Source organism: Shewanella sp. UCD-KL21 (assembly GCF_001957135.1).
GTDB lineage: Bacteria > Pseudomonadota > Gammaproteobacteria > Enterobacterales > Shewanellaceae > Shewanella.
Genome location: NZ_MPHK01000002.1, coordinates 190,531 through 204,388, shown reverse-complemented (window position 1 = coordinate 204,388; position 13,858 = coordinate 190,531). Strand labels below are relative to the sequence as shown.

General features: G+C 43.6%; 7 protein-coding genes. All 7 read right to left on the bottom strand.

Going from position 1 to position 13,858, the window contains the following annotated elements:
* Positions 1 to 21: 21 nt before the first annotated feature.
* Positions 22 to 1,665, bottom strand: a complete 1,644-nt coding sequence (locus BM739_RS02835) for a pectinesterase family protein (protein ID WP_076537066.1) — start codon at positions 1,663 to 1,665, stop codon at positions 22 to 24.
* 78 nt (positions 1,666 to 1,743) lie between these two features.
* Positions 1,744 to 2,691: an alpha/beta hydrolase gene (locus tag BM739_RS02830; RefSeq protein ID WP_254843448.1), complete on the bottom strand. Its 948-nt coding sequence runs from the start codon at positions 2,689 to 2,691 to the stop codon at positions 1,744 to 1,746.
* Between the two features lie 92 nt (positions 2,692 to 2,783).
* Positions 2,784 to 5,405, bottom strand: coding sequence for a glycoside hydrolase family 88 protein (locus BM739_RS02825; RefSeq protein ID WP_076537064.1), 2,622 nt, complete (start codon positions 5,403 to 5,405; stop codon positions 2,784 to 2,786).
* 19 nt (positions 5,406 to 5,424) lie between these two features.
* Entirely contained in the window at positions 5,425 to 6,870 is a 1,446-nt protein-coding gene (gene uxaC / locus BM739_RS02820; RefSeq protein WP_076537062.1) for a glucuronate isomerase, read from the bottom strand.
* 34 nt (positions 6,871 to 6,904) lie between these two features.
* Complete coding sequence (locus BM739_RS02815) at positions 6,905 to 8,383, bottom strand: glycoside hydrolase family 28 protein (RefSeq protein ID WP_076537060.1); 1,479 nt, start codon at positions 8,381 to 8,383, stop codon at positions 6,905 to 6,907.
* Positions 8,384 to 8,546: 163 nt separating this feature from the next.
* Positions 8,547 to 9,848 carry a right-handed parallel beta-helix repeat-containing protein gene (locus BM739_RS02810; RefSeq protein WP_139326803.1) on the bottom strand — a complete coding sequence of 434 codons (1,302 nt, stop codon included), beginning with the start codon at positions 9,846 to 9,848 and terminating at the stop codon, positions 8,547 to 8,549.
* Between the two features lie 138 nt (positions 9,849 to 9,986).
* Complete coding sequence (locus BM739_RS02805) at positions 9,987 to 13,046, bottom strand: TonB-dependent receptor (protein ID WP_076537058.1); 3,060 nt, start codon at positions 13,044 to 13,046, stop codon at positions 9,987 to 9,989.
* Positions 13,047 to 13,858: the final 812 nt, after the last annotated feature.

The window sequence follows — 13,858 nt, the reverse complement described above, 5'->3', positions numbered from 1 at the left end:
TAATAAGGATGCATTGCATCTTTACTGCCTTGACGGCGCGCCAGTCATATTACCGTTATTACTAGCAAAACCTCCGTCGATTGAGCCGATTGATATTTCAGCTGCCGGTAACGGGGATGGTAACCAGCCTGCACCATTGTTGTAGCTGCTGAAAACCGCGCTGCGGGTAAGGTAGGTTAGGGCTTCATCTGGGTTGAGCAAGTAACCACCAACTCTGCTTGATAGGTCGAGTACGTTGCCGTCTAAATCCATTGAGCCATATTCACGCCAACCACTTATGGCTGTGGCAACAGTGGGGTTAGGAGCGGGTTGATTATTAACCCCCTCTGCAGCCCAACCTACACTAGCGATATGCTTATCCATGTAGTTGTTAATGAGCACGACGTGGTCAAAGGCATCACTTTTACCGCTGCTTCTTGCAATATAAGTTGAGTCATCTAAGACATTATTTCCTAATGGCCCTGGTCCGCGGGTAAAGCGACTGTTTAAGAAAACAAAGCCTGCATCGGTTTCATTTTGATTACGAGCTTGTAAAATATAGCCGCCGGGCGAGTTCACATCGTCGCCATATTTAGAATCCCCAATGGTACGAATTTCGCTGTTTTCAAATAAGCTGGCATTACTATAACCCCAGATAAAATCGACGTTACCGGCGACGAGGCTGTTATAAAACCAGTTATAACCCTTCAGTAATAGGGTGTCTTGTTCACTGATAAAGCTCATATTATCCGCGATCAGACGATAGGGACTGTTAAAATACAGGGTTTCAGCTTGATCGCCAGAGCCCGTACGAGTGTGGGTATTTTTAAGGGTAAAGTTTTTCAGCAGCAAATTATCTGCTGATTCGACTAAAAACACCGCGCGACTGCGCCAATCTGGGTTATAGCTTTCGTAATTATTGTATTGCACTCGGGTGTTGGCGCGGCTTTCACCTTGAATGGTTAAATTGTTCTTGTTGCGTAAATAAAGTAGCTCTTCATAGATGCCATCTTTTAAGGTAATAGTAGCGGGAGTGTCTTTGTCAATCATGTCAACAACGTAATCTATCGCCCCTTGCAGGGTTCTAAAATCAGCTGGGCCGTTGTCATCCACCAGAATGTTACTGCCTGTTGGAGCGCTGGCTTTAGTGCTAAATGACCATTTACCTTCTTTACCTAAGCCTACAAAATTACTGCCATTAAGTTTTCCACCTTCAACCACCTTGTCGCCAATAACGACGTAGTATTTTTTGGCGTATGCTAGTGCTCGGTTGTGGGGTTTAATTGTCAGGGTATTGCCATTTAAACTAATGGATTGATAGTTTACATTGCGGAATTTATCAATAGTAGCATGGCCAATATTGTCATTGTCTTTACCCAATACTAGGGTATCCACTAGGCTGTCATCGGCGGCATCATAAATGCGTACCTTACCAATTTCACCTAAAGTCGGCTCATTATCAAACACTAAAGACAGTGGGCTATCGATATGCTGTTCAACCGAACCTGATGCCGGCAAGGTTTTGTCGATAAGACTGCCATAAGTCGCATCGGGTTCGTTCGCGGGGTTGGAAATAGCGTTTGCAGTGATATGGGCCTTGTCGGGTACATTAGAATTATTGTCAAATTCACAGCCGCTAATAGAGCCACAGACTAACATTGACAGCATCAGTTTTGATATTTCCATAATTGGTCCTGATTATTCTTCAAAATTAATTGCTTGTATTGATTGCCTTACCGCTTACCCATAACCCTTGTGTGACGATTAGTCTAGCTTGAGGTTGTGCTTTAAAAAGTCATCCATTGCGACAAGGGTGGGTGTCTGCCATGGCTCAAACAACCAAAATGAATGCGGCGCTTGAGGAAAGGTGACTATTTTAGAGGGGTTGCCAAATTCTGTTAGCGCACTAATAGCCTGAGTTCTACCGGCATAAAAGCGCGATTTTTGGCCGTTAATAAACAAGGTTGGCGGCGCATTTTCGTCAATGTAATACACTGGCGATGCTTGCTGCCAACGTTGCGGTACTTGTTGATAGCGCCCGCCAAACCATGCTTGGGCGGCGCTTGGGTGTTTATTAGGATCGTTCTCATGGCGTAATGCTTCCGGCGAGGTAAAGTCACTTAAGCCATCAATATTGATTAAGGCTGCTATAGGTAAACGTGCTCTGTTTGACAAAGCGCAGCTGGGAGCTGAAAAAGTTGATTGATCTGTGTTTAACTGGCCGCCGCTATACGCTAATAATGCAGCTAATTGACCACCGGCTGAGCTGCCAGCAAGCACTAATTGCTGCTGATTAATGTTAAATGTTAAAGCATTTTCGATTAGCCAAGTTAGCGCATCATAAAGGTCATTGACCGCCGCAGGATATTGCGCTTGGGGCGATAAGCGATAGCTCGGCACCGCAACGACATAGCCTCGCAGTGCCAGAGACGCGGCTAAATGACTCATAATGCTAGGGTTGCCAGAACGCCAAGCGCCACCATGAATGAGTGTGACTAGCGGCAAAGCGCCTTTTTGAGCCTTTGGCTGGTAAATATCAACGAACAATGTTTGCTGGTGGATAACCTTATAGGGCAGGGCGTGGCTGATATTAACTCGCTGACTGATATCAGTAGGGATAGCAATATCAGGGTGATGTTTTTGAAGCTTGTGATAGGCTTTTTGTAAGGTATAACTATCATCATGTTGAATGCTAGATTGCTGAACAGACACGTTTGCCCTGCTAAGATCAGCAGCCAAGGCTAAGATGATAAAAAGCCAAGCCATTTCTGGCTTGGTTAGCAACTTACGATATCGCACAGTGATTATTTTACTGCCGTTGCGGCTTGCAGTAAGCGCGATATTTCAATGCCCGCAAGGATATAAGGGCCTGTACCTTTAGGGTCGTTGCTAGAAATCCGTTCGCTCATGTAATATTTATAGCTGCCGTTACGGCCAAAACCTAAGCCTGCAACGTAACATTGGTTAGTCATACTTGTGCTGCCATCAGCATGACTAAGGGTAAATTCAGCGAGCAAACCTTGATAAGCCTTTAGCGCAATAGGGCGATACTTGTCAGACAAATAGCCTTGGTTAATCGCCTTAGCATAAAAGTAAGTAAACATGGCGCTGGCGCTAGACTCACGGTAATTCGCCGTCGCATTGGGTTTATCAAGAATTTGCCACCAAGTCCCCGTGTGTGGATCTTGTACTTTACTTAAGCTGTCGGCGATGTCATTCACCATCGCAATTAACTGCTCACGCTGAGCGCTTAACTTATTATCTGGGTCATCAGGTAGTTGGGGTAATACATCGACTATCGCCATGGCTAGCCAGCCCATACCTCTGGCCCAAAAGTGAGCCGATAAGCCGGTGTTTTTGTCTGCCCAGTCTTGCTGTTTTTGCTCATCCCAAGCGTGGTAATACAGACCTGTTGCCGGGTCTTTCAGCTGTTGCTGGGTGAGAAGAAATTCATTAACCACCTCTTGTAAACTATGTTGCTGCTGTTCACCGCTTTCAAATGCGAGGGCGTATTCAGTTAAAAATGGCATGCCCATATATACCCCGTCTAGCCAAAGTTGGTGCGGGTATTTTTGTTTGTGCCAGAATGCGCCAGCTGAGGTGCGAGGCTGTTGCTCAAGTTGCTGGCGCAGTAATGTTGCGGCTTGGCGATATTTAGGATCTTGGGTTTGTTGATATAAGCGAATTAAGTTACGACCTGGAGCAATACTATCAATGTTGAAGTTAGCTAATTTATAACGGCGAATATCGCCATCGTCAGTGACAAAACTTGCAGTGACCGTAGGAAGCACTTCGGTATATTTATTATTGCCAGTGGCTTTAGCCAATTCATCGTAGGCGAAAGGTAATAACCCCACGATATCGTATTCAAATTTTGGCAAGCGCTGCCGATTTACATCCCAACCAGCATAATGATAACCAAGGGTTTTACGAGCAAGCTCGGCATCGGCCAATTTTACGCTCCAGTTTAAGGCACTTTCGGCAGTCAATGGTGCTTGTTGTTGGTCAATGCTCAATTGGGTTTTAAATCTCACTCTTGGGGTTAAAGTGAGCTTTTCAGCTTCTTGGTCAAGATAGCGGACAAAGTCATCCCGGTCATTGATACCACTTTCCACTTGCCAAGCTGCAGCAAAATAGTAGTTGATGCTTTGCTGGCCTGACTGTCCTTTGGGCTTAAGTTTAACCAGGTAGTTATTGGCATCCTCTGTGATGGTCATTAAATCATTTTTACGATAAAACAGCGCCATACCTAATTGACTGCCATCAAGACTTTGTTGCCCAAAACTGGCTATGTAAGTGTAAGCATCACCGGTAATGTCCTGATTACCTTGGATGAACTCGGTGTCAGGGTGTTTAACAATCCCTGCAGCCATATTGGGGAGGTCTTGAGTTAATTTAAGGTTTACTTTTGCTAAGCGGCTACCACCTTGAATTGAAATATTGGCTTGTAAATCTTGCTTATTAATGCTGTTTTGCCAACCGTTATAATCAATCGCGATAGATGATTGCAGCGCACCATTGGCGGTGATTTTGGCGGTCCAACTATCAACAAATGATACCCGCTCTACAGTTTGCTGTTTGTCGCCTGCAAGTAGCCCAAATCCACCGGCACCCAGTGAATTACCGACTTTTAAAATATCCATACCCCAATCTGCAGCTTGATGATAGCTGTCATAACCATCCAATCCCACTTGCTGCAATACAGGCTCTGAAGTGCGTTTACCAAAAATATCAAACCCATTGCGCCAGTCTAAATAAAATCGATAAGCGACTTTATCGGATTCTAATCCTGGGCCTTCGTAACGGATCCAGTTGGAGTGATCGGTGTAATAAGCTGGTGGGGTGACTTCTGTGACATGTTCAAACTGGCCACCAATATATTCTTGATATTGCTGCTTGGGGTTATGGCGAGGCGGCTTGGTATGAGGCACCCATTGACCGCCTTTTTTAACCGATAAATCCGCTTGCGTTAATGTCACTGGCGCGATGTCACTTGAGCGAGTAGCGCTTGGCTCACTAGTCTCTGGCGACCAGATGTCCAACTTAACGCTGGCACTTGGGGCAAGATCAACCAATACCAGTAAGCCGTCAAGTTGGCCGTCGGCATCGTTATCCACCGCTTGGCTGTCGATCAATTGGTTGTTGAGTTTGACCATTAACGGGACGCTGGCGTTATCGGCTTTGATATCGCTATCTAGGCCTAAATCGTAATAACTGATATAAATTGGCTGCTTTTGGCGAGTAAATGTCGATGGGTTGGCAATGTCCAGACTTGCTAAAGGCTGGGCTATTGTCAGTGGCTCGCTGGTTTGTGCTTGTGCAGGTAATGGCTGAGACTCCAGCGCTTTACTACAGCCAGAAAGCAGTGAAATGCCGATTAACATTGACAAAAACATCGTCGATTGCAGTGAATTATATTGAGTCATTACGCAGTTCCTTGGCATATTAATCGAGTTTGTACGCTTTTTTCACTAAACCATAGGTTAGCTGATAGGCCAACTCATGGGCTTCAGTGATCGTGATTTGATGATTAGCAACCAGCTCAGCTAAAAAGCGGCAGTCAACCCGACGGGCAACATCATGGCGTGCGGGAATAGATAAAAACGCTCGGGTATCATCATTAAAGCCAACAGTATTATAAAATCCTGCTGTTTCAGTGGTTTGCTGTCTAAAACGTAACATACCTGCAGGGCTGTCATGGAACCACCATGCAGGGCCTAGTTTAAGGCTAGGATAATGGCCTGCCAATGGCGCTAGTTCACGGCTGTAGGTGGTTTCATCTAAGGTAAACAGAATGATGTTTAAGCGGGGGTCATTGCCATATTTGCTCAGCAAGGGTTTTAACGCGTTAACGTATTCGGTTGCACTTGGAATATCAGCACCTTTGTCACGGCCAAATTTATCAAAAATAGGCTGATTATGATTGCGATGGGCGCCAGGGTGAATTTGCATTACCATGCCATCTTCAATACTCATGCCTGCGAGTTCCGTCATCATTTGGCCACGAAATAGTTCTTGTTGTTCAGGGGTCGATTGACCTGAAAGACACGTTTTAAATAATGCCTCACATTCATTTAAGCTTAAATCGGCAGTCATAGCGCTTGGGTGACCGTGGTCGGTCGCAGTGGCACGGCCTGCCTCGCGAAAGAATGCGCGACGAATACGGATGGCATTTAAATATCCCTGCCATTGGCGAGTATCTTCGCCGGTGATGTCACCGAGTTTGGCGATGTTGTCGATGAAGTCTTCACGGCCGGCATCAACAATATCATCTGGGCGGAAATTGGTAATAACTCTCGCTGCCATTGGTGTGCCTGCTAGGGCAATATGATGGGCTAAATCATCCAGCGCGCCCTCAGTGGTGGCTATCAGTTCAATGTTAAAGCGATCCATTAAGGCGCGTGGTTTATATTCTGGGGTGGCCAAAGCGGCAGTAATGGTGTGGTAATAATGGCTGGCATTGTCGCTGCATAAGGTTTGTGTGAGACCAAAAACTTGGCTGAACACAGAGTTAAGCCAATAGCCACTAGGCGTGCCAGCAAATAAATAAAAATGCTCTGCAAAAATTTGCCACACTTTTTCTGGGTCACAACTGCGCGAAGCGTCAAGGTCGCCTTGTAAGCCATGTTGAGGAATACCCAGCTCGGTTAAATCTACGCCTTGGCTGTATAGCATACGAAACACGTAGTGATCAGGTTTGATAAGCAAGTCTGTGGCATTGCCAAAGTTATTATTGAGATTGAACCAGCTTGGATCAGTATGCCCATGGGGGCTGATGATGGGTAAGTCTTTTATTTTTTCATACAGCTTAGTCGCAATCTCGATAACGTGCGGATCGCTTGAAAAAAGCCTATTTGGATGTAAGGTTAATGGCTGGTTTGGCGTGTTCATTAATAGTTCCTTCAACAATAATATGGCTGTGCCATTAGCTTAAAGTTCGATTTAATAGCGATTTAGCGCTGATCTGCTTACCATTGATGCTGACATCGTTTATGGAGAGATCATTGATATTTTCGACAATCGACGGTTCTGCAACTTGATTGAAATGACAATGGTTAAGAGACATTGCCCCAATGGGAGCGCGCTCAAAACCGCGTAGATAAAGCGCTTTGCTCAGCACTTTGTCGCACACAAGATTTTCAATGTGGATATCACGTACTACCGGATCGAACTTGCCAATATCGCCTTCTTCATAATAAAAATTAATTACGATGGCGTTTTTAACTGTGCCGACTTTGATATTGCGAATGCGGATATGTTCTATCAGCCCGCCGCGAATTGAGTTGGTTTTGATACGGATAGCTCGTTCAAGATCTGGGCTATCCATGGTGCAGTTTTCAACAAATACATTATTTACCCCGCCAGATATTTCACTGCCCATAACAACACCACCATGACCGGCGTGCATGTAGTTATTGGCAATCACGATATTTTGGCTAGGAATATTAATGCGTCTACCGTCAGCATTACGGCCAGACTTGATGGCAATACAGTCATCGCCGGTGTCAAAGATACAGTTTTCAATTAATACATGATCGCAGCTTTCTGGGTTGCAACCATCAGAGTTAGGACCGTGACTTAAAAAAGACACCTCAGTAATGGTAACCTTGTTGCACAAAACAGGATTGACTAACCAAAATGGCGAGTTTTTAATGGTAACCCCTTGGATCAGCACTTGCTGGCATTCATAAGGTTGGATAAAGGGTGGACGTAAATAAGCGCCATCGCCGTAGTGACGATCGGCAACCGGTACGGCGTTTTCTGCATCAAGCATCAATTGTTTACGGGCAGTTTTTTGGTCTTGTCCAGCAATCAATTGCCAGTGCTTTTCTTTGTGGGGGCCTTTCCAAGGCCACCAAACTTCATCACTGGCATTGCCTTGTAAAGTCCCTTTACCTGTGATGGCGATATTGCGCTGACGGTAAGCATAAATCAGTGGCGAATAGCCCATCATTTCCATACCTTCCCAACGGGTTAAAACCGCCGGTAAGTAATCATTTGGATTTGTGCTAAAGCTCAAGGTGGCGTGTTGATGTAAATGCAGCTCCACATTGGAAAGTAAATGAATTGCACCGGTTTTAAAGCTGCCTTGTGGCACTAATACGCGCCCACCGCCAGCTTTATTGCAGGCTTTGATGGCATTATTAATAGCGCTGGTACAAAGTGTTTTATCATCATTAACTGCGCCAAAATCAGTAATATTAAATAGGTTATCAGCAAATTGTGGCACGACGATACTTTGGCGAATTTGTGCTGCTTGCTGCCAGTCGTTTGCTGCTGACGCTGGTGGGGTAACCGTTTGCTTAGCCATTAAGCTGCTTGCTAATGCTAGCGGAGTCTTTGCGGCAGAAAGTAATGTGCAAGCGCTGAGCGCTTTAAGCATGGTTCTTCTGTTGTTATTCATATTTCCTCTAACCTATTTACATCGTTTTGCTTAGCGGATGTTAATCAATATTATTTGAACTTGGTCACACATTAACAAACACTGCCACCGGTGGCAACGTTTTTTGATTCATAATATTTAAAACGCAATGACAGTGTCAATAAAGTGAATATGGCGATGCTTTTTAAGGACTAACATACTCATTTACTTTGGTAAAAGTTAATAACCACTGGCGAATAGCCTCAGTATTTTGGTTATTGTCAGGCACTGTTAAGCTGCGATGGGTTGTAGCATAGTTTGGGTAACCGCCAACCTCATTTTGGCTGTCGATAATGTTGCCGCCGCGCTGTTTAACCGAGTTGATGATGCGTTGATCAATGGGGTCTCGATCCCATGGACGTGCACCTACCTGTGCCAGAATGCGATCTTCCAGTGTCTTAACAGGTATAGCGATTAACCCATTGGGCCATAGTGGGGGCGCACTTAACAGATTAATTGCCCCATGTACTTGTGGCATGGGCTCTCCGTCCAAGTTGATCACTTGATTATCTTGCATAAACACATTGCCTTGATAAGCCACTAACGGCAAGTCGGAGTAACTACTATTGCCATAAATAAGCTTATTACCAATCACCGTCACTTTGGGGTTATCAGGCTCAAAAGCGCTATGTGTGAATTCATCATTAACAAATCCCAGCTGTACGGCAGCATTACCCAAGTTATACATTAGATTGTTTACTACCACGCCGCTGCTACTTCCTTTAAAGTAAGGGTTGCGCCTGTCGTTATGGGCAAATAAGTTGCCGATGATGGCAATATCTTCAATAAAATCATGAATGAGTAATCCCTTTGAATGCTTACCTTTTTTATGGGTTGCGTTATCGAGGGCTTGAGCAATAATCGAATTGCTAAAGGTGATTTTTTTAGCGGTAAATTCGTGGCCTTTATCTCTTGGCCCTGAGGCTGACATGTTTTCATCAATTGCCCATGTAGCTGAGCAGTGGTCAATGTGGATGTTATAAGCTGAGCGCCCTGATGCACCTATGGCATCGGGTGCCCAACCAGAGCGCTTAGCTTCATTATTATCACCGGGCCTGACAGCAAGATGACGGATACGAATATCATGGCTGGTAATTTTGATGCCACCGCGTATTAAGGTAATACCGGGGGGTGGCGCGGTTTCACCGGCAATGGTTAAGTAAGGTGTATTAATTTTTAGTGTCTGTTTTTGTAAGTCGATAACGCCGCCGACTTCAAATACCACGAGTCGTTTTCCGGGTTGGCTAACCGCCCACCTTAGGGAGCCTTCGCCTTGGTTGTTAGTGTTGGTGACTTTAATGATACTGCCGTGTTCTCCTCCCTGGGTGTCCATGCCAAAACCACTGATCTGTTCAAGTGAGAGCAGTGGTTCGCTATGGATTGGTATGGCTAATAGATTAATAGCAATAATGCTGGTGATTAACATAAAACGGGTAAATATCATCATAGCGCAGGGAGCCTTTTATGGGATCTGAATACAAATATGATATTGAATTTTGTTAATTTTTAACGGTCATTTGCACGCTTAGTGAGTGTTGAAAAAATGGCATAAGATTCTCCTTATGCCATTTACAATTGAAGCGCTTTAGAAAGAGCCTCGAAGACCCACAAGATATTGGCGACCCGTCGTTAAGTTCTCGTAAGGACGAGGGGTATAAATATCATTCCATTGATTTTGAGATTCATTAGTAAGGTTAATAGCCTCAAAAGATAAGCTCATGTTCTCCATCAGGTTGTAGCGCGCCGAGAAGTTGAGTTTTTCCTTATCTTCATAACCACGGACAAAGGTTGATTCATCAGCATATTCGTTTCGGTATTGTTTATTGTAACCTTCACGGAAGTTGTATGAGAATCGTGCTGACCAATCATCGACTTCGTAATAGAGAGTTATGTTATAAGTATTCTTTGAGGTTTCCTCTTCAACTAACTCTAGCTGAGTACCATAAAAAGGATCTTCAATATCACGGGTATAGTCGATATAGGTATAGTTCGCTTGCAGGCCTAAGTTATCAAATGGCGAAGGTAAGAAGCTAAATGGTTGCTGGTAAATAAATTCAGCACCCCACATGTCTTCAGGGTCTGTATTGGTGAGTTGGGTTACTTGCCAAGTGATTGATGACGGATCCATATCGCCAATATCGATACCTAATGCATCTAACTGCGCTGCCGTTAATACCTGATCACTACTTTCCTTGGTTAAACCTGAGATGTCTTTAAAGAAGACGGTACCAGCTAACAATGACTCTTCAGCAAAGTACCACTCAACCCCAAGGTCAAACTGTTCAGATTTGTAAGGTTCTAATGTTGGGCCTGCACCGAGTTTGATTTCTGCACTAGGATCTTGCTCATCGGGTACATTGACACTAATAGCTGAACTTAAGTCAGATAATTTCGCACGGGTAATGGCTTCTGCATAACTGAAACGCAAGATAACATCATCAGTTATATCGTAGGCCAAGTTTAATGAAGGTAAGATATCATCGCCTTCACTGACAGATTTACGCCATCTGTAACCACCCGGGTAGTTAGCACCTTCACCACGTCCAGCTGTTGAGCCATCTTTATAAATGTCATCTAAGTTAACAATTCTGCTGGTGTTTTCATTATCGATATATCGAAGGCCAATGTTACCACGTAGCTCTCTATCAAATATGTCATATCTGAAGTCAAGCTGAGCGTACAAAGCAAATACATCTTCTTTAATCGCATAAGCACGTTTATAGGCTTCTTTTGCTTCAAAAAAGTCGTAGCTTGAAAACGTGTTCATCATGGTGCCGTAGTCAGGGGTTAACCAAGTACTGCCGTGAAGAGTTGAACTGGATGGAACAGATAAAGTATTGCCAAAGTGAGCACCTAAATCTGCTAATGTGGTGCCATAGATATCACCAGCGATAATATCTGCAGCTAAATCGACAACTTGAACTTCTGCTTTAGCACCGCTAGTTTTATTGGTTTCTTTATCAAGGTTTTTCCAATCGTTACGATAATCGTGTTGTTCAGTTTCAAATACCCGCTTATTGGCACCCACTTTCAAAGTCAACTCATCATTGATGTCATAAGCAAAATCAATTTTGAAACTAGTATTATCACTTTCGATAGTTTGTGCACGATTACGAACTAATCCCACAGAATAATTGCTTGAATCAATCATCATGTCTTCAAGTTGCTCTTTGGTATAAGTGCCACCAGGGGCTGCACCTGGTGCAAACGCAAAAGATGGGATACCCGTGGTCATGCTACCTTGATTAAGCGCCACGCCACCCGTGTTGTTGATTAAATCTAACGGATTGATCGAGTTATCATAACTGTAAGCTACCGTTGAACCTGTGCTATCTAGCGCAAATGTGCGTGAATGAGGCACTTCTAAATCAGACTGACCTTTACCCAGCATAAAGGTTAAACGCATGCTGTCATTAATTTGCCAGTCACCACCTAAAGTGACTTGGTCAAAATTTGATTCTGATTCATCTTGACGGGCTTCTGAGCGTATAATTGCATCGGAAAATGAGCCTGCAACAATGGTGTTGTTGGCGTCGATATAAAGATTTTCTGGGACAATATTTTTTTGATCGCGCAGCAATACCGAGTACTCGTATTCATCCATAGTGGTATTGAGATCGGCATGCAAGATATCGAGTTGCATTTCAAAGTTGTCGGTGGGAGCAAATTGTAATGCTGCTGTAACACCTAAGCGTTCTTGTTCTTTCGAAAAAATCGAGTAACGTGGAATACGTGGTAGATATAAGCCATTCATGTTTTCATTGGTGTAGTTACCATTTTCCATCATCACGGTTTTGGGTTTCGCGGTGAGGTAGTTACTACCGCCTTCGCTAATTGATGCGCCATCCTCAACATATAATGGATTGTTCACTGTCCAGCGAACGGTAGTAGCACCTTCACTTTGTACTTTATTTTTGGAATAAGCCACTGACACCAGACCACCAAAGGTGTCATTCCAGTTTTTACTGGCCATAAAGCTGACTCGTGGTGAGAACTCTTCAGCAGCATCGTTGTAACTAGCATTAACGTTATAAGCAAATTGAGTATCGTCATACTGGAAAGGGCGGGCGGTCTGCAAGTTCACATTACCTGAAATACCGCCATCTTCTAACTCTGCAGAAGAAGTTTTATAAACGTCAATTTGGGTAAATAGTTCAGAGGCAAAGACGTTAAAATCAAATGCACGAGATTTATTTGAACCACCTGCAGCATCGGTTGCAGCACCTGCAGAAGCCGATTCCATACCGTTAATAGTGGTTTTTACATAGCGAGAACCTAAACCACGAACTGTGATTTGGCGCCCTTCACCGGCATCCTCTTCAATGGCGATACCTGGGATGCGTGAAAGCGAGTCTGCCACATTCAAGTCGGGGAATTTACCAATATCTTCTGCGATAATGGTTTCTTTGCTACCTACAGCGGCACGTTTTGATAACAATGCTGCGTTAATACTGCTTCTATAGCCACTGACTTTAATTACTTCAATTTCTGCTTCATCTGCAGCAACTTCGGTTGTAGCTGTGGTGACTTTCGATTCAACTTCAACTGTTTCTTCTGGTTCAGCTGCATATACTGCTGGTAAGGCGCCAGCTAACAACATGCATGAGAGCAAGCTGTTGAGTTTGAATTTATGTCGTTGCTTCATAATATTTCCCCAATAATTATAATATGTAGGTCTTTTTGATCCGATAGATGTAATGTCATCAAGTAGTAGTCTATTTGTTAACATCTCCCCCTGCTACCGGTGGCAAATGTAGTTTGAATTCCCCAATTCGTATTTAAAAATAACAGGCTAGTATTTAAAATGTCAATTTAATGTTAATGGTTTGTTTGTTTTTGTTCCGAATCCTGCCACCGGTGGCATTAGTGAAATTAGCCCTTGTAGAATCAATTGTCAAATAATTGTTTAAACTTTGTACTTGTTTTTAGGTTGTCGTTGTTCGTTAGGTGTTTATCGGGCTTGTGGTGGTTTAAACGAAAAAATCTCAGTTTTTAAACGAATGGGAAATAAACTATTGCCACCGGTGGCAGATTGGCGCTAGTATAATTAAACATCACGAAGAGTTTTATGTATTGGTTTTATTGCCACTTAATGTGATGCATTACTAAATATTTAAAGATGAATATTTATTAGTTGGGTAAATACATGGTGAAGGGAATGCCAATATTGGATTTAAAGCATTGTATTAGGCTAGCTACTAGCAATTAAAAGTTCGCCATATCGATTAATAAAAAAGTATTGTCGATCGAGTTGCTTCTGGGGCTTTGAAACAGGTCGTTTGGTTGCTTTACAAGTCAATCTGTTGGGAAACAAAACAATTAGCGTTGATTTTTTGAACATTGCAATCATTGATTGGTTGTTGGGATAAGTATTGCTAACCATTTTTCCTTTGATGAAAATAGCAGTATTAGTCGCTGGTATTAGGCGCCAGCTTTGGGCAGAGCAGCACCACTTAA